We start from the raw sequence: 17,378 nt of genomic DNA, 5'->3' as shown, positions 1-17,378 counted from the left end.
TCAGGCCTCCAGTTTTTCAGATGCAAGAACGATGGCGGCACGAATGCGCTGGTACGTGGCACAGCGGCATGCGTTGCCGTTCATGTAATCGTCGATTTCTGCCGACGTGGGTTTGCTGTTTTCGGTCAACAGACCAATCGCCGACATGATCTGTCCCGATTGGCAATAACCGCATTGCACCACGTCCAGTTCGGCCCAGGCAGCTTGGACCGCGGCACCAACCGGGTTTTGGTCAACCACCTCAATCGTCGTGATTTCCGCCCCTTCAATATCTTCGATAAATGTTTGGCACGAACGTACAGGTTCTCCATCCAGATGGACGGTGCATGCACCACAAGACGCGACACCGCATCCAAATTTGGTTCCCGTCAGTTTCAATTCATCGCGGATCACCCAAAGTAATGGCGTTCCCGGTTCTGCTTCGACCTGATGTGTCTGGCCATTCAGCTTGAGGTTCAGGGTCATGTTTCAATTCTCTCCTGTCGGTGACGCCAAGCTTTACTTCGATCACTTGTGGAAGATAACGACCGACCACATCGAACTCAGTGCGGTTTCGCAATGCTTGACGATAAGGGGCTTACGTGGGGTCGCTACGGCGCCAATCCAAAAACAAATCGTGCCAAATATCTTTCAGATCGTGCCAATTTGATCCGCGGTGTGTTGCGCTCGTGCTTGCAACGGCGTCAGGCCAGTCCACCCTTTAAAAGCCCGATAGAAGGAATTCGGATCGCTGAACGCCAGGAGGTACGAGATTTCATCGACACTCAGTTCGTCATCCTGCAAGTACTGCAGCGAAAGTTCGGTTCGGACGCCGTCGAGTACTCTCTGAAAGCTCTGTCCTTCATGAGACAAATACCGGTAAAGGCTTCGTTTTGATACATTGAGCTCACGGCTGACAGCCGACGCGTTGGATTGCCCGCTGGGCAGCAGATCCAGCAAGGCCACTCGCACGCGCGCGCTAAATGATCTCTGGCTTTCTTGTCCAATCAGTTGCGCGCGCAATCCCCTTTCGAAACTGGGCCACAGATCTTCGTTCTCGGTGATAAGTGGATGGTGCGCGTCGTCCAAACTCAGATCAAATGTGACTTGTTGGGTTTGTTCGATGTGCACGCCAACAAAGTCCTGCAAGCGTTGACGCTGATCGGGCACCCCGGGAATACCTGCACGCCGAGGGATCAACGGCCGGGCTGTATGAACGCGCGCAAGTTCCAGAAAATATGCCAGTTCAAACGTCGCAAAGCTCAATGGGAACGGAACATCGGGGTCAACAGGGAGGATCGACACACGCAAAACGTCATTCTCTCGCGCAGTCTCGATACAAACGGGTGCAACCAAGGGCTTGAAAAGGCCCAATCGTTGCAGGCCTATTTCAGTGTTCGGGCTGCATGAAAACGAAAGAATAGCTGGATTGAATGGACCGCGCGCTGAATCTCGCGCCATCTGCAGTAGGTCCAAGTTTTTTGCATGCGCTATTATCGCCTCCCACATGGCAAATAGCTGTTTGGACGAGAAACCTTGAGTGTCACTGTCCAAGAAATTTGCCGGCAGCCCCGCGTGTTTCAACGCTATATCTTGGGAAACATTGAGATGCACACAGAGTTTCTGAGCAAATCGAGAGAACGGGTATCGGGTGGGTCTGGGCATTCGACGAAACACTTTCTGGAAACTTAACTTAAGATACTTCGTATCAAAATATGCGGTGTCCAGAGATATGCCTTATCAGAATTTGTGCTGGCTCGATATGTTGGTAGTTTGGCGCGATATGTTATAGAACTCAATCACTGCTCGAAAACGCCCGCAAGTATGCTGTGCTTCTCGGAATAGTTTAACCAATGACCGCTTATCACGATTGAAGCAGCAAAAGGGCGATGGACGACGAGTCGCTTCGACCGCTCAACTCGTTAATTTGGGCACGGGCCAAGTACCGGGTGGTGATCTTTTCCAAGCCGTCCGGATCGGTGAACTGCGTCAGTTCCGAAGATCCGGTCACGGCTTGCAGCTTTTCACGAAACACACCCAGCTGCTTGTCCAAGTTGATCTGACCGAAACTGCTCGGCAAGCCCAAGGCAACCTCGAACATCTGCCGCAACGGAGGCTGCCCCATCAAGTTGAACCATTTTGCATCGTCGCTGATTGGTTGGCTTGCTAGTTCGTGTAGCTCGCGTTGGGCAAACAGGGCTATGCGCATCGACCCTTCCTGCTCGCCGACCGACGCTTCGAAAGCTTCCAAGTTGCTGAGTCTCACGACCTCGGCCATGTTAGTTTGCAACCCCGTCTTGCGCACCTCTCCCGGACCGAACCCAAATGCATCGCTGAATTTCTGATACCGTGCATCTGCAAGGCGATTGGCTAACGCATCGTCGCTTTTTGTCCCGTCCTGAAGAATTTTCTGAACAAAGAACTTGCTGTCGATATCATCCTGCAACCCAAATGCCCCCAATGCGACTGAAAGCAGACGCCGGTTGCTCACCAGGTCGGACGCAGATTTGACGTCGCCGATGTTGTCCAAAAAATACTGGTGTTCCCGGACACGCATCTGCGACGTCGAAAAGTTTCCCAGTTGGCTGTCATATGTCCTTTGAAGGAACCTCCAACCCGCGATGCCGGACGTAGGGACAACAGGCGAGAAACTCATGGTGAATGCGCGGCAAGCAACCGCTCCTCTCGCGGTAGCAGGCTGCGCAAAGCTTTCAAACAACGATAGTGATGATCGCGAACCAAAGCATCTGTCGCCTCCGCCAGAGAGGCCCGGCTGTCGGGATCGGTGAACACTTGGCTCAATTCTTCGATCCTTCGCAACAGCGGCATCCGCGCCTCGGCGGGATCGCTATCCCCAGATAGAACCAGTTGCGCGGCATAGCACACACGCCGCACTGGGGTCGTTGCGTCCTCGGGATGAATGGCATCCCGCAAACGCAGAATGTTCGCGTCCGGCGTGACGATCGACAAACGGCCGCGGCGATCCCCGTTTTCGATGACAGCACCATTTATTAGAAGCCGCTCTTTGGGCGCCAATTTCAAAACCAAACCACTCATGATCTCATGCCCCGCCTCTAAGACCACGCATGATGGCCGTGTTTACCTCGAGCAGGGGATCTACCGGAGCTTTCCGAGCCAGCACCTTACTGGTGTGCTGTCGGGTAAACTCCGCCAAGGAAAACAGGTCCGCTTTCAACTTCACTGGTAATGTATTGTCGGCATCCACGACCTCAGCTGCAAAGATGGTCCACAGTTTGCGGTTCACATGAAGGGCTTCGACCAAAGCGGGAAAACCTTGCTCCCCTTCTTGTTGCGCGAGGCGAATTCGGTGGGTAATTCGGGCCACCGCCTCATACTCGGCACTGCGCGGAGTACGCGTCGGCGCCGACGTCGAGGCATATCCTTTTTGAGCTACGGAAATCGCGTTCAAATTCTATCCTTACTGTGATCAGACCTGAAACAAGAATGACCAGGACCGTGAAGGCCCTGGCCAGGGCTGCTTTAGCGGAACAGCGACATGACGGACTGTGGCGCAGTGTTGGCAATCGAGAGAGCCTGTACACCGAGCTGCTGCTGTGTCTGCAGCGCTTTCAAACGCGCCGACGCGGCCTCCATATCAGTGTCCACAAGCGACCCGATGCCAGATTTCATGGCATCCGACACCTTGCCCACAAACTCGTTCTGATCACCGATGCGCTTGGCAGACGCGCCCAAGGCTGCTGCCCCGTTGACCGCAGCCTGAATCAGGGTCTCCATATCGTCGATCGATGCTTCGGCATTTGCCGCACTGGACACATCAATCGTGGTAAGGTCGAGCCCTGCTTCAAAGTCCACCGATGCAACCGTGATGTTTTGCGCCGTTACTGCGCCAGCCGCATCGCGGTCCAACGACGACAGTACGGTGATGTCACCACCTGCGGTGTTCAGCAGGTTGGAACCGTTGAACTGCGAAGCTCCGATAATCGAGGTAATCTGTGCCTTGAGCTGGTCGACGTCAGCCGTGATCTTAGCGTTGTCGACGTTCTCACCTGTCGCTGCGACGACCTTTTCCTTCATCTCGTTCAGGATGTTGGTGATCTGCTCCGCACCAGCAGACGCCACGGCCACAGTCGATTCACCCAGAGACAGAGACTCGGACACGGCCTTGAAGCCGGACACGTCCGATTCCATAACCTTGGAAATCGCCCAAATGGCCGAGTTGTCCTTTGCCATCGCAACCTCTTTACCAGTCGAGATCGCGTTCTGGGTCGACGTCAGGTCGCTGTTGATCGACTTGAGGGTCTGCAGCGCAACCATTGCGCCATTGTTCGTCAGAATGCTGGTCATTTTCATGTTCCTTCTGTCAATGGACGGTTTTCGCCCGTAGTTGTTCCGCCATAGCGGCGGCCTAAACGTCTTTCTGACGACTGCGAGATCCGCTTCCTTGGCATCGCGCCACCTGTGCTCTAGGTGCGAGGACACAATTGACCGGCATGTCCTAATGGAGTGCTAAAGGTGAAATCCGAGATTTTTCGCATTTTAATCAACAGCCCCCTAAGCGCGTTTTTCCAGCTTTTTGCTCATCTGGGTGTTGTGCTTCATCTTGCGACCGCTCTCGTCATAGGTCTCAAGCCCGCGGCGTACGCGGCGCAATTCTGCCATGCGGTTGGCCACCGCGTGAATCCCCTCCATGGCGCTATTGAGGAGTGATTGATTGCGTGTCACCTTGCTTTGAACTCCAGCCAAGACCTCGCGCTCAACCGAATCAAGCATGTTGATCCGGTCGATCAGCCTTTCCTTTTGAGGCAACAAAGTGCCAAGTCGCTCCAATTCTCCATCGATCAGTGCCATCCTCTCGAGATCCAGCAACTCATCCAGGGCGCCAATAAGTTCGGTCGGTGTTTCATTTTTCATTCTGAGATTCCTTCAGCGCATTAAAGAGTGTTTCCGACAGGCCAATTCCACCGGACTTGGCAATTTGCTCTGCCTGTTGGCGCACAAGAAAGGACTGAAATTGATCCTCTCCTGCGCCACCTCCAGTCAGTGACCGCGACTTTCCCAATCCGGCGGATGTCAACATTTCAGCCAGGAATGTGGCCTCAAGTTTCTGCGCGACATCGCGAAGCGCGCGGTCATTTGACGTCTCTGCCCGCGGTCCAGCAGGCAGAGACGTTGAGATCAAAGGGTCCATCATGCGTCCTCAAATTGCATCGAATTGTCAGAGCTTGAGGTCAAACCGGTTAAAATAAACGTAACCGGTTCAAAGGCAGGGTGGCGGTGATCGAAAGAACTTCGAGGTAAATCAGATGTCACTTCTGCCCATCAAAGAAACAGTCGCGCCAATCGCAGCTTCGTCGGCGAAGAATGGGGCGCAACATCCGCGAAAATCTTCGGGGTCGAACTTTGACGACGTCATCAACAATGTGCCGTCGCCGGCAGAAGAACCCCATCAACGCAGGGCATCCCCAGAACAGGAAATGGTCTCAGCCGATGAATCAGGCACGCCGTTGGATCACGACAAAAAACCTGTAGCGACCTCTGAATCAGAACCAGATATTGACCAGATTTCAGTCACAGATGAAGTCGTGACACAAGATGACAAAAACCCGTTCGACAAGCCCGTGGCTGCGCGACCTCGGGACGTTGCGGAATACGTTCTCGCCTCGCACCGGCAGTTGCCCCCAAACGGGCAAGCAGGCTCTTCTCCCGATTTGACTGCACCGGCAAAGCAAACGGCAAGGACGGCCAATGCTTCCAACCGAAATCACGGTCTTGCCACGACGCCGACCCACCCGAATTCGGTGGTGTCTACTGTGCAATCGGGGCTTGGATTTGAAATTTCTGGTGACGCGACTACGGGCCCGAACAACGGTTCAACCACGCCTCACCAACCCACCGCTGCAGCCACAAACGCATCTGGTCTTGAAAATCGGTCAACAACGTTTCGTTCGCCTGCGAGGCTCCAGGAGCAGGGCCCAACCACGGCTGGATGCCCTAAGGCTTCTGTCCAAGGCAATGATCCAAACGTTGCGCAAACTGACGAAAAGCTGAATCCCGAAACTGACGCACCAATTGCACTCTCTGGTTCGAAACATTGGTCGAAGCCCTTGGAGCGTACCAATCCAGATCCGCACACCTCAGCAAAACACGCAGGTTTCGCAAGCCCGCCGACCCTGGTGCCAGCGTCACAAAAACAATCTGTCACGGAACGAACTACCCTTGGGCGAATGCGCGACACGCCAGCGGCGGGTAGCGACCCGGACAAACCAATCATCGAACGAAATGAGGCGACATTTGCTGCAACGCCGAATGCTGCATCTTTGACACAGGCAGGCGCTCAGATATCTGCCCAATTTCCCAAAGCGGCCGTACCCATCGCATCATCCGCATTGGTTAATGGTCTATCTTCGACAATCATAACCGAAAGAATCAGCCCCTTCTTTGATGACGACAGAACCGCGCTTTTTAATTCACTTTCAGTCGAAGATGCCGTGGGCCTAGCAAGTTCAAACACTTCGGTTGGACATTCTATTGCCAATGGCACCGAAGCACCCCGAGGCGACGTAGCCAGATCGGTAGGAGCACAACTCGCCGAGCAGGTGGCCAAACGACCGCAAGGGGCCGTCGATATCACATTGAACCCCGAGGAATTGGGGCGGGTCCGGATGACGGTAAACGCAGGCGATTCGACCGTTGCAATTTCAATCATGGCCGAGCGCCCGGAGACACTCGACCTTATGCGCAGGCATGTCGATCAGTTGATCGAGGAGTTTCGGCAACTGGAGTATGATGGGGTGGAGTTCGCATTTTCAGATGGCGGGGCGACACCAGATGGATCGCAAGGATCCGCCACACCCCACACCCGACTCGCAGGGTCTGAAATCTTGAACGACAGACCTGAACCAACTGAAGAAATCCCCAACCGTCCAAGTCGTCAAACCGGTCTGGACATAAGGCTTTGACAATGATCACACAAACCACACAAACGACCGGCACAAATGCTTCAACTACAACGGGCTCGGCGTCAGCCGCCCCGCCGCAAATCGCGTCGGACTTTGAAACCTTCCTGAAGATGCTGACCGTGCAGGCACAAAACCAGGACCCATTGGAACCCTTGGACTCCTCAGAATACGCCGCGCAATTGGCGCAGTTTTCGATGGTCGAGCAGCAAACGAAAACAAACCAGACGCTTGAGGCTTTGGTCAACAAGCTTGGCGGCAACAACATGGCCGAACTGTCCAACTGGATCGGCAAAGAGGCACGCGCCGAAGCCCCTGCCAACTATACCGGTCAACCGATAACCGTGTCGCCTGCGCCGGACACGGAGGCAACCGAAGCCTTTATGGTTGTCCGAAACGCCGAGGGAACAGTTGTAGATCGGCAGGAAATTCCGGTTTCTACCACGCCGGTTCAGTGGGACGGTCTGGACGAATCAGGCAATGCGCACCCATCCGGTCTCTACAGTTTTGCCGTTGAAAGCCGTAAGGACGGCATAGTCATGAACGAAGAAGCTGCAGCTGCTTACAGCAAAGTCGTAGAAGCTCAGGTTCAGAATGGCGAAGTGACCTTGATCCTGGATGGCGGACAGGCAATTTTAGCGTCAAAGGTCACAGCCGTGCGTGCGCAGGGGTAATCTCTGGCGAGACATAGGCGGACCCTTGCATTGAACCCCGCTGGCGTTGATCCAGCCTATCCGCCGGAGCATCGCGCTGTCTGATCCAAATGAAATGCCGCCGCCCGATCTGATCACTGCTCTGATTGGCCTGGGACTGGCTCAGGGTGATGATCGGTTCGAGGTGTTGTTGGGGGGACGCACCAACCGAGTGTGGAAAGTTCTGGGGCAGCACCGTCATGCGGTTTTGAAGCTCTATAGGAACGATTTACCTAACCCGCTGTTTCGGAATGACCCCCTGCTGGAGAGCTTGTGTCTGCGCGAACTGGAGCTAACCGGGATAGCGCCTAAACTGTTGGCAAACGGTCCATTCGAAGAAGGTGACTGGGTGTTGTATGATCACGCGCCCGGAACCTGTTGGTCCTCAAATCCGGAAGCGGTTGCACAGGTGTTGCACCGCTTGCACGAGCTTCCCCTGCCACCAGAGATGCCGCTTGGGTGCAACGGCAGCTCTGACCTGGAAGCGCATGGTTCAACAATTCTGTCTGAATGCCATACCAGCACCTGCGCCGCAGTGCGCGACCGCAAGCCTTCTGGTCGCGTTCCGCGCCTGCCCAACTGCAGGCTGATCCACGGGGACCCGGTTCCAGGAAACGTCTTGATGCACCGAGGGCAGGCAATACTGATCGATTGGCAATGCCCCGCCGTCGGTGATCCCAGTGAGGATCTGGCAATGTTCCTGTCACCGGCAATGCAAATGCTGTATCGTGGCGCGCCTTTGTCGGACACAGAAACCCAGCGGTTCTTGGCGGCGTACCCAGACAAATCCACAGTCGAGCGCTATGTGCAATTGCGCCCCTGGTATCACTGGCGCATGTCGACCTATTGCCTATGGCGACAGGAACGCGGCGCCGCTGATTATGCTCAGGCTCTTAACCTGGAATTGGCGGCGCTCGACGCATGTTAAGGATCAGGTGACCCTTGCCGCCGCCTGCTCCTCTTGCTTTTGACGCACCATTGCGCGCTTGCTGACCAGAGACGCTGTGATCACCCCAACGGTCACCACTGCAATCATAAGCGTCGAAAGAGCATTGATTTCGGGTGAAACTCCCAGGCGCACGGCCGAGAATATCTTGATCGGCAGCGTGGTCGCCGACGGACCCGAAGCAAACGATGCGATCACCAGATCATCCAGTGACAGAGTAAACGCCAAGAGCCAGCCGGAAATCACAGCGGGCGCGATAATCGGCAAGGTCACAAGACGAAACGCCTCAGATGGTGAACACCCCAAATCAAGCGCCGCTTCTTCTAGAGAGCGATCAAAGGTTACCAAACGCGAGGAGACCACTACAGAAACATAGCACATCGAAAATGTCGTATGGGCCAGTACGATTGTCAGCACGCCGCGGTCCAACCCGATCCCGATGAACAGCAGCAAGAGAGATAGACCAGTGATCACTTCGGGCATCACCAGCGGTGCATAGATCATGCCGGAGAACAGAGTCCGGCCCATGAAACGTCCACCCCGAACCATCACGTAGGCTGCCATCGTTCCCAGAACGGTTGCCAGGGTCGATGACATCACCGCCACTTTGACCGTGACCCAAGCCGCGTTCAAAAAGGCCTCGTTCTGCATCAGCTCGCCGTACCATTTGGTCGAAAACCCGGCCCAAACCGTCACCAGCTTGCTTTCATTGAAGCTGAAGATGATGAGGATCAACATGGGGATGTACAGGAACGCAAACCCAAGCGTCAGCGAAACGACGTTGAACCAACTCAATCGGGTCATTGCTCTGCCTCCGCCTGTTTCTGCTGGTTGCGCTGGAACAGCACGATCGGGATCACCAGGATCAAAAGCAGCACTACGGCCACCGCACTTGCGACCGGCCAGTCGCGATTGGAAAAGAACTCTTCCCACAGAACCTTGCCGATCATCAGCGTGCCCGACCCGCCCAAAAGCGAGGGGATAACGAACTCACCCAACACAGGGATGAAGACCAGGAACGACCCCGCGATGATCCCTGGTCGGGACAGGGGAATGGTCACCAACCAGAACGCTTGCAACCGCGAGCAACCAAGGTCTTCGGCGGCTTCGATCAGCGAACCATCCAGACGGTCAAGCGCCGCATAGATCGGCAGGATCATGAAGGGCAGATAGGTGTAAACGATGCCGATGTAGACGGCCTTGTTCGTGTTGAGAAGCGTGAGCGGCTCGGAGATCACACCCAGCCACAGCAGGATCTGGTTCAAGAACCCCTCGTTGCTCAAGATGCCCATCCACGCGTAAACCCGGATCAGGAACGAGGTCCAGAACGGCAAGATAACCAACATCATCAGTGTCGGGCGCCATTCTTGAGGCGCGCGCGCCATACCGTAGGCCATGGGATAGCCGACCAACAGGGTGAAGAAAGTTGCGATCAGGGCAATCTTGAAACTGCTCAGGTACGCTTTCCAATACAGATCATCCTCGGTCAGCCAGACGAAGTTTTCAAAATCCAGCTCTGACAGAAAAGTACGGAAACCGGTCCACCCTTCGGCCAGATCAAGTGTCGGGACATAGGGCGGGATCGCGATGGCCGTATCGCTGAGCGAGATTTTCAGGACGATTCCAAAGGGCACCAAAAACAACGCCAGCAGCCAGGCGTAAGGAATGGCGATCAGGACAGCGCGCCGCATCAATTTGCCAACAAGACGCCGGCAGTGGCCGTCCAGGACAGCCAGACCGGGTCTTCCCATGTGAAACTGCGGCGTGAAATGCGACGCGTATTGGCCGTCTGCGCCTTAATGATCGTGCCGTTGGGCAGTTCGACATAGTAAGTTGAAAGATTGCCCAGATAAGCGATGTCATGAACGCGCCCCTGCACCGCATTGTCGGCATCCTCTGGACGGTCCGAGGTGATGGTCACCTTTTCAGGGCGAATCGCCAGATGGCAGGTTTGTCCATTGTCAAACGAGGTAGCTGATGTTGCATTCAACTGTCTCTGCCCCTCGGCCCATTCAATGCTATAGGTGTCATCACCCACAGCCGATGTACGACCTTGGATGATATTCACATCCCCAATGAAATCAGCGACATAAACCGATTCCGGGTTCTCATAAATCCGATCCGGCGTGGCCACCTGTATTAAGCGGCCTTCGTCCATGACAGCTACGCGGCTGGCCACAGTCATCGCTTCTTCCTGATCGTGTGTCACGATCACGAAGGTGGTGCCGGTTTTCTCTTGGATATCCATCAATTCAAACTGCGTATCCTGACGCAGTTTTTTGTCCAACGCGCCAAGGGGCTCGTCTAGCAACAACAGCTTGGGTGCTTTTGCCAACGACCGCGCCAGGGCCACACGCTGACGTTGCCCGCCCGAGATCTGATGCGGTTTGCGCGTGGCAAATTTTTCCAACCGGGTCAATTTGAGCATCTCTTCGACCCGCGCCTCAAGGTCGAGTTTCGGCAATTTGTCGCGACGCAGGCCAAAGGCGATATTGTCCCAAATATTCAGGTGCGGAAACAGCGCGTAAGACTGGAACATCATGTTCACTGCGCGTTTGTTTGGAGGAACGTTTGCGATGTCCCGACCTGCAAGCTCGATGCTGCCTTCGGTCGGATGTTCAAATCCTGCCAACATACGCATCATGGTGGTTTTGCCGCAACCTGATGGGCCGAGAAGAGCAAAAAACTCTTTCTCGTAGATGTCTAATGTCAGGTTATCGATCGCCGTAAACGATCCAAACCTTTTTGTGACATTTCGAAAACGGATCAGCGGTTCAGCCCGGGCATCTTCCCACGGCTCAAAAACGGTTGAACTCACGATATCCCCCATAGGTCCCGATTATTCCGGTCTAGCAGTTTAACCAAAAACGGCCGGGCAATATCGACCGGCCGTTTGTTTGTCTCAAATCAGGTGCCCGATTTGACCTTGGTCCACAGACGGGTCACAACCCGCTGGGTTTTGGCCGGGTAAGGCGTCGTGATGTAGAGGTTCTGCATCGTCGCCTCATCCGGATAGATTGCGGGGTCGTCGATCACGTCGGATTCCAAAAGCGGCTGAGACGCTTTGTTGCCGTTGGCGTAGTAGACATAGTTCGACGCTGCGGCCATGTTCTCCGCGTCCAAGATGAAGTTCAGGAACTTGTGCGCCGCATCCGGATTAGGAGCATCCACGGGGATAGCCATCTGATCGAACCACATTAGTGAGCCTTGTGAGAAGGCATTGTAAGCGATCTCGACCCCATTGTCGGCCTCGGCCGCGCGGTCGCGGGCCTGCAGGATGTCACCTGACCACCCCACAGCGACGCAGATGTCCCCATTGGCCAGCGCGTTGATGTATTCTGAGCTGTGGAATTTTTGGATATGGGGACGGACGGCGGACAAAATGGGCTCGGCCTTGGCGATCACATCCTTGTCGTGGCTATCGGGATCTTCGCCCAGGTATTGCAACACCATCGGGATCATTTCAGACGGCGCGTCCAGGAAATGCACCCCGCACGAGGCCAGTTTCTCCATATTCTCGGGTTTAAGCACCAAATCCATGTCGCCGATTGGTGCATCTTCTCCCAGCACTTCTTTGACCTTGCCCACGTTCACACCCAGGCCAGTCGTGCCCCACATGTAATTGATCGAATAGGCGTTGTCCGGGTCATAGCCGGACGTCCGATCCTGGATCACGTCCCACAGGTTGGCTGCGTTGGGCAGCTTGGACACGTCCAGCTTCTGGAATGCCCCCGCCTGAATTTGACGCTGCAAAAAGGTGCCGGACGGAACCACAACGTCATACCCTGACCCACCGGCCAACATTTTGGTTTCCAGAACCTCGTTGCTGTCGAACACGTCGTAGATCAGCTTGATTCCGGTTTCTTCTTCGAACTTGCTCAGCAGTTCTTCGTCAATGTAGTCGGACCAGTTGTAGACGCGCACCTCTTCGGCGAAGGCAGCCGAGGTCGCAAGCGCCAGCACCGCCGTCAGCGTCAATGTCTTGAATTTCATGTGAGTGTCTCCCTGCGTGACAGCGGGTATGCTCCCGCCTGCCTAGATTTGATCAAGTTTTGCCTTCTGCGGCAACAGCGTTTATGATTCCATCAAACGTAAACGCGGCACTTCGTAGAAAAAAATGGGTCAAGCCCCTTGAATATGATCAAAAATAAAGCACCAACCGAAAAGTCGGAAACCGAAAAACGTCCCGCCCACGAGCAGGTATATCAGACGCTCAAGGCGCAAATTCTGTTCGGCGAGATGGCTCCTGGGCAAGCCGTGACCATTCAGGGCCTGACTGATTCGCTGGGTGTTGGAATGACTCCCGTACGTGAAGCGATTCGACGGTTGATCTCGGACGGAGCGTTGATTTTTCAAGGAAATCGCCGCGTAAGTGTCCCGGTTCTGACGGCTAACGATGCCGAACAGTTGATTTACGTAAGAAAATCAACTGAATCCGAGCTGGCAAGAAGGGCCGCAATTCGGATCACACCAGCTCAGGTGGATGCGCTGGAAGCCATTGATAACGCGCTAGACCGGGCCATCTCGGTGGGTGACGTTGCCGGATATCTGCGCCACAACCACGCTTTCCACGAGGCCCTGTACCAGGCCGCCGATGCCCCTATCATGCGGGACTTAGCGGACCGTATGTGGCTGCGGTTTGGGCCCTCTCTGCGCGTCGTATGTGGCCGATTTGGCACGCAAAACCTACCCGATCGACACAAGGACATGTTGAACGCCTTGCGCGATAGTGACGCCAAGGCTGCAGGTCGCGCCATGGAACAAGACGTCGAACAGGGTATGGAGCTGATGGTTGGAATGTTGGCGAACGCCCCGTGACACAGCTTGTAGATTGACTTAGGATAATTTGATCATATTCTGCGTTCAAAGCCCTTTTGCGAGGAGTCCACATCATGTCGACCATCACCAACCACCTACCAACGGCCGAGCTTCAAGCTCTGGATGCCGCCCACCACATGCACCCGTTTACCGCCAATGGTGAGTTGGCGGAAAAAGGCGCGCGCGTCATCACGCGAGCCAAAGGTGTCTATTTGACCGACAGCGAAGGCAAAGAGATCCTGGATGCCATGGCCGGTTTGTGGTGCGTCAACATCGGCTATGGTCGCGACGAACTGGCCGATGTCGCCGCACGCCAAATGCGCGAACTGCCATATTACAATACCTTCTTCCAGACCACGCACGTCCCAGCCATCGCGCTTGCAAACAAACTGGCAGAACTGGCACCCGGTGATCTGAACCACGTGTTCTTTGCCGCCGGCGGATCCGAAGCCAATGACACCAACATCCGCATGGTCCGCACCTATTGGGGCAACAAAGGCCAGCCTGACAAGAATATCATCATCAGCCGCAAGAACGCCTACCACGGCTCGTCCGTAGGTTCAGGCAGCTTGGGTGGCATGGTGCACATGCACGCCCAGGGCGGCATGCCAATCCCCGATATTCACCATATCGATCAACCCAACTGGTGGGCCGAAGGCGGCGATACCTCACCCGAAGACTTTGGCTTGGCCCGCGCGCAAGAGCTGGAGAAGGCCATTCTGGAACTCGGCGAAGACCGCGTCGCGGCCTTTATCGGTGAACCAATTCAGGGTGCCGGCGGTGTAATTGTCCCACCAGAAACCTACTGGCCCGAAATTCAGCGCATCTGCGACAAATACGATATCCTGTTGATCGCGGACGAGGTGATCTGCGGCTTTGGCCGGACCGGCGATTGGTTCGGATCACAAACCGTTGGGATCAAGCCGCACATTATGACCATCGCCAAAGGCCTGAGTTCGGGTTATGCGCCGATCGGTGGCTCGATTGTCTGTGACGAGGTGGCCGAGGTGATTGCACAAGGCGAGTTCAACCACGGCTACACCTACTCTGGTCACCCGGTTGCAGCAGCCGTCGCGCTGGAAAATCTGCGCATCCTCGAAGAAGAAGGCATTGTCGACCACGTCCGAGACGTGGCGGCCCCTTATCTGAAAGAAAAATGGGAAGCGCTGATGGACCACCCGCTTGTGGGCGAGGCGATGATTTGCGGCATGATGGCATCGATTGCGCTGACCCCGGACAAAGCAGCCCGCGCCAAGTTTGCCACCGAGCCCGGCACCGTCGGATATATTTGTCGCGACCGCTGTTTTGCTAACAACCTGGTGATGCGTCACGTCGGCGACCGCATGATCATTTCACCGCCGTTGATTCTGACACTGGCGGACATTGATGAGATGATGGCAAGGATTCGCAAATCCCTAGATGAGGCACACGCCGAACTGCTCGAAAAAGACATGATGAAGGCCGCGTCCTGACCTTACGTTCGGTCTGATGATCAAAATTGCCTGATTCTCGGGGCGACCATTCCCTTTGGTCGCCTCTTTTTTGACAACTGAGGTGACGATTCCGATCTCAAAATGGTCGCAAGCGTCTCTCGGGCGTCGTAATTCGGTTGCTTTGTAACCAACTCGGCGCTTAAGCTTCTCCCAAAGCGGCATAGACCGCAGGAAAACAAACTTCGGGGAGCTGGCGTTGACTGCATCATCCAGCAACGATGCGTTCGTTGAATTCGAGCGCGTTCAAAAAAGCTATGACGGCGAAACTCTGGTCGTCAAAGATCTAAATCTCACAATGCCAAGGGGCGAGTTTCTCACGATGCTCGGCCCGTCAGGTTCAGGCAAGACAACCTGCCTGATGATGTTGGCCGGGTTTGAGACCGCAACGCATGGCGACATCCGCCTAGGCGGGACGTCGATCAACAACATCCCGCCGCACAAGCGCGGCATCGGTATGGTGTTCCAAAACTACGCCTTGTTTCCGCACATGACGATTGCCGAAAACCTGAGCTTTCCCTTGGAAGTGCGCAAGATGGGCAAATCCGAGCGTGAGGAAAAAGTGAAGCGTGCGCTGGACATGGTGGAAATGGGCGCCTTTGGCGGCCGCCGACCGGCACAGCTTTCGGGTGGTCAGCAGCAGCGAATCGCTCTGGCACGCGCGTTGGTGTTTGAACCGGAACTGGTTCTAATGGACGAACCGCTTGGCGCGCTCGACAAGCAGCTGCGCGAAAAGATGCAGTTCGAAATTACCGATCTGGCGCATCGTCTGGGAATTACCACAGTCTATGTGACCCACGATCAAACCGAAGCGATGACAATGTCGGACCGCGTCGCTGTTTTCGATGACGGCAGAATTCAGCAGCTGGCGCCACCTGACCAGTTGTATGAAGAACCTGACAATAGTTTCGTCGCGCAGTTCATCGGCGAGAACAACACGCTCGAGGGTGTCGTGCAAGAAATCAACGGCGAAGTGGCGTTGGTCAAACTAGACGATGGCGAACTGATTGACGCAAAGCCGATCAATGTCGGCGTCGGTGACCGCACCCGCGTTTCGATCCGCCCTGAGCGAGTCGAATTCAACAAGGAGCGCCTGAGAGAAGGCACCCATACAATCAAGGCCGAAGTGCTGGAATTCATCTATATGGGCGATATTTTCCGCACACGTCTGCGCGTTGCTGGAAACGATGAATTCGTTATCAAGACCCGGAATGCCCCCGATCAGGTTCGCCACGAACCCGGTACTCAGATCGAGATCGGTTGGCTGCCCGAAGACTGCCGGGCGCTGGACGCCTGATCGCAAACCTTTACGGACCCCGACATCAGATCGGGGCCGCCTGATATACGTTCAACAATGGAGAGAAATATGAAATTCACCAAACTCACAGCACTTGCAGTGACGACGGCACTGGTTGCGCCTGCTGCAATTGCGCAGGAAATGACAATCGTATCCTGGGGTGGTGCTTATACCAAATCGCAGAAAAACGCGTACCACGACCCCTATTCGGCAAAGTCCGGTGTTACGATCATCAACGACGACAGCTCGGCCGAAGCGGTTGCCAAGCTGCGCGCCATGAACGAAGCGGGCAACGTCACCTGGGACGTAGTTGACGTTGTTGCGGCGGACGCGATCCGTCTGTGCGACGAAGGTCTGGCGATGGAAATCGACCCCGACACCATGCTGGCACCTGCACCCGATGGCACCTCGGCGGCTGACGACTTTGGCGACCTGCTGGTCTCTGACTGCTTCATCCCTCAGATCGTTTATTCGACGACATTCGGCTATCGCACCGACCTGGTTGGTGACACTGCCCCTACCAGCGTTTGCGCGGTTTTCGACACCGATGCGTATCCCGGCAAGCGCTCGCTGGAAAAGCGTCCGATCAACAACATGGAGTGGGCTCTGATCTGTGACGGTGTTGCCAAAGATGACGTCTATGACGTTCTGGCCACCCCGGAAGGTCAAGACAAAGCTCTGGCCAAACTGGATACCATCAAAGACGACGTGATCTGGTGGTCTGCAGGTGCCGACACTCCGCAGCTGCTGGCTGACGGCGAGATTGTCATGGGTTCGACCTACAACGGTCGCCTGTTCTCTGTCATCGAAGAGCAGAAGCAGCCGGTTGCCATGCTTTGGGACGCGCAGGTGTTTGACCTGGACGGTTGGATTATCCCGGCCGGCCTGAGCGACGAGCGCAAAAAGCAAGCGCTGGACTACATCATGTTCGCGACCGACACACAGCGGCTGGCGGATCAGGCCAAATGGATCTCATACGGTCCGGCACGTGCCTCATCTGCACCGCTGGTTGGCAAGCACGCTGAGTTGGGTATCGACATGGCACCCCACATGCCGACCGATCCGAACAACGCGCAGAACACGTTCCTCTACAACTACGAGTTCTGGGCTGACTACCGCGACGACATCGATGGCAAGTTCCAGGCGTGGCTGGCGAAGTAATCGCCCCGTCTGAATTCGGAAAGGGCCGCACTTCGGCCCTTTCCACCTCCATTCGTT

The 17,378-nt window shown here is 55.3% G+C and carries 19 protein-coding genes; 7 read left to right on the top strand and 12 right to left on the bottom strand.

The window, feature by feature from the left end:
- The 8 genes from G6R15_RS14935 to G6R15_RS14900 form a co-directional block, all read right to left on the bottom strand.
- Positions 1 to 465, bottom strand: a complete 465-nt coding sequence (locus G6R15_RS14935; protein WP_164660757.1) for a (2Fe-2S)-binding protein — start codon at positions 463 to 465, stop codon at positions 1 to 3.
- Positions 466 to 630: 165 nt separating this feature from the next.
- Positions 631 to 1,593 carry an AraC family transcriptional regulator gene (locus G6R15_RS14930; RefSeq protein WP_164660756.1) on the bottom strand — a complete coding sequence of 321 codons (963 nt, stop codon included), beginning with the start codon at positions 1,591 to 1,593 and terminating at the stop codon, positions 631 to 633.
- Positions 1,594 to 1,843: 250 nt separating this feature from the next.
- A complete protein-coding gene (locus G6R15_RS14925; protein ID WP_306432350.1) occupies positions 1,844 to 2,536 on the bottom strand; it encodes a DUF1217 domain-containing protein in 693 nt (230 codons plus the stop codon).
- Between the two features lie 95 nt (positions 2,537 to 2,631).
- On the bottom strand, positions 2,632 to 3,036 hold the full coding sequence (gene flbT / locus G6R15_RS14920) for a flagellar biosynthesis repressor FlbT (protein WP_164660754.1): 405 nt from the start codon (positions 3,034 to 3,036) through the stop codon (positions 2,632 to 2,634).
- A 4-nt stretch (positions 3,037 to 3,040) separates the two neighbouring features.
- Complete coding sequence (flaF, locus tag G6R15_RS14915; RefSeq protein WP_164660753.1) at positions 3,041 to 3,409, bottom strand: flagellar biosynthesis regulator FlaF; 369 nt, start codon at positions 3,407 to 3,409, stop codon at positions 3,041 to 3,043.
- 71 nt (positions 3,410 to 3,480) lie between these two features.
- The gene (locus G6R15_RS14910; protein WP_164660752.1) at positions 3,481 to 4,305 is read right to left on the bottom strand and encodes a flagellin; all 825 of its coding nucleotides are present in this window, start codon (positions 4,303 to 4,305) and stop codon (positions 3,481 to 3,483) included.
- Between the two features lie 207 nt (positions 4,306 to 4,512).
- Positions 4,513 to 4,872 (bottom strand): flagellar export chaperone FlgN, encoded by a 360-nt coding sequence (locus tag G6R15_RS14905; protein ID WP_164660751.1) that lies wholly within the window; start codon positions 4,870 to 4,872, stop codon positions 4,513 to 4,515.
- A complete protein-coding gene (locus G6R15_RS14900; protein ID WP_373456015.1) occupies positions 4,862 to 5,152 on the bottom strand; it encodes a rod-binding protein in 291 nt (96 codons plus the stop codon). The genes G6R15_RS14905 and G6R15_RS14900 overlap by 11 nt, the downstream gene beginning before the upstream one ends.
- Positions 5,153 to 5,435: 283 nt before the next feature.
- Here G6R15_RS14900 and G6R15_RS14895 point away from each other — a divergent pair, with 283 nt between their 5' ends.
- From G6R15_RS14895 to G6R15_RS14885, 3 genes are read left to right on the top strand one after another with little or no spacing between them, the layout of a single operon-like run.
- Positions 5,436 to 6,920: a flagellar hook-length control protein FliK gene (locus G6R15_RS14895; protein ID WP_164660750.1), complete on the top strand. Its 1,485-nt coding sequence runs from the start codon at positions 5,436 to 5,438 to the stop codon at positions 6,918 to 6,920.
- A 2-nt stretch (positions 6,921 to 6,922) separates the two neighbouring features.
- Positions 6,923 to 7,591, top strand: a complete 669-nt coding sequence (locus G6R15_RS14890; RefSeq protein ID WP_164660749.1) for a flagellar hook capping FlgD N-terminal domain-containing protein — start codon at positions 6,923 to 6,925, stop codon at positions 7,589 to 7,591.
- A 46-nt stretch (positions 7,592 to 7,637) separates the two neighbouring features.
- Positions 7,638 to 8,537 carry a phosphotransferase gene (locus tag G6R15_RS14885; protein ID WP_240336777.1) on the top strand — a complete coding sequence of 300 codons (900 nt, stop codon included), beginning with the start codon at positions 7,638 to 7,640 and terminating at the stop codon, positions 8,535 to 8,537.
- A gap of 3 nt (positions 8,538 to 8,540) precedes the next feature.
- On the opposite strand, the gene G6R15_RS14880 is transcribed toward G6R15_RS14885, so the two are convergent.
- The 4 genes from G6R15_RS14880 to G6R15_RS14865 form a co-directional block, all read right to left on the bottom strand.
- Positions 8,541 to 9,359 (bottom strand): ABC transporter permease, encoded by an 819-nt coding sequence (locus tag G6R15_RS14880; RefSeq protein ID WP_164660748.1) that lies wholly within the window; start codon positions 9,357 to 9,359, stop codon positions 8,541 to 8,543.
- The gene (locus G6R15_RS14875; protein WP_164660747.1) at positions 9,356 to 10,246 is read right to left on the bottom strand and encodes an ABC transporter permease subunit; all 891 of its coding nucleotides are present in this window, start codon (positions 10,244 to 10,246) and stop codon (positions 9,356 to 9,358) included. The genes G6R15_RS14880 and G6R15_RS14875 overlap by 4 nt, the downstream gene beginning before the upstream one ends.
- On the bottom strand, positions 10,246 to 11,373 hold the full coding sequence (locus G6R15_RS14870; protein ID WP_164660746.1) for an ABC transporter ATP-binding protein: 1,128 nt from the start codon (positions 11,371 to 11,373) through the stop codon (positions 10,246 to 10,248). The genes G6R15_RS14875 and G6R15_RS14870 overlap by 1 nt, the downstream gene beginning before the upstream one ends.
- A gap of 89 nt (positions 11,374 to 11,462) precedes the next feature.
- A complete protein-coding gene (locus G6R15_RS14865; protein ID WP_164660745.1) occupies positions 11,463 to 12,548 on the bottom strand; it encodes a polyamine ABC transporter substrate-binding protein in 1,086 nt (361 codons plus the stop codon).
- Between the two features lie 144 nt (positions 12,549 to 12,692).
- On the opposite strand from G6R15_RS14865, the gene G6R15_RS14860 reads away from it, so the two are divergent.
- From G6R15_RS14860 to G6R15_RS14845, 4 genes are all read left to right on the top strand, one after another.
- Entirely contained in the window at positions 12,693 to 13,373 is a 681-nt protein-coding gene (locus G6R15_RS14860) for a GntR family transcriptional regulator (protein ID WP_164660744.1), read from the top strand.
- 74 nt (positions 13,374 to 13,447) lie between these two features.
- Positions 13,448 to 14,845, top strand: a complete 1,398-nt coding sequence (locus G6R15_RS14855; RefSeq protein ID WP_164660743.1) for an aspartate aminotransferase family protein — start codon at positions 13,448 to 13,450, stop codon at positions 14,843 to 14,845.
- Between the two features lie 217 nt (positions 14,846 to 15,062).
- Positions 15,063 to 16,160 (top strand): ABC transporter ATP-binding protein, encoded by a 1,098-nt coding sequence (locus G6R15_RS14850; protein WP_164660742.1) that lies wholly within the window; start codon positions 15,063 to 15,065, stop codon positions 16,158 to 16,160.
- A gap of 69 nt (positions 16,161 to 16,229) precedes the next feature.
- Positions 16,230 to 17,321, top strand: a complete 1,092-nt coding sequence (locus G6R15_RS14845) for an extracellular solute-binding protein (protein WP_164660741.1) — start codon at positions 16,230 to 16,232, stop codon at positions 17,319 to 17,321.
- Positions 17,322 to 17,378 lie beyond the last annotated feature (57 nt).

This window comes from Tropicibacter sp. Alg240-R139 (assembly GCF_900537075.1).
Classification (GTDB): Bacteria; Pseudomonadota; Alphaproteobacteria; order Rhodobacterales; family Rhodobacteraceae; genus Falsiruegeria.
This window is presented reverse-complemented; position numbering and strand designations above follow the sequence as displayed.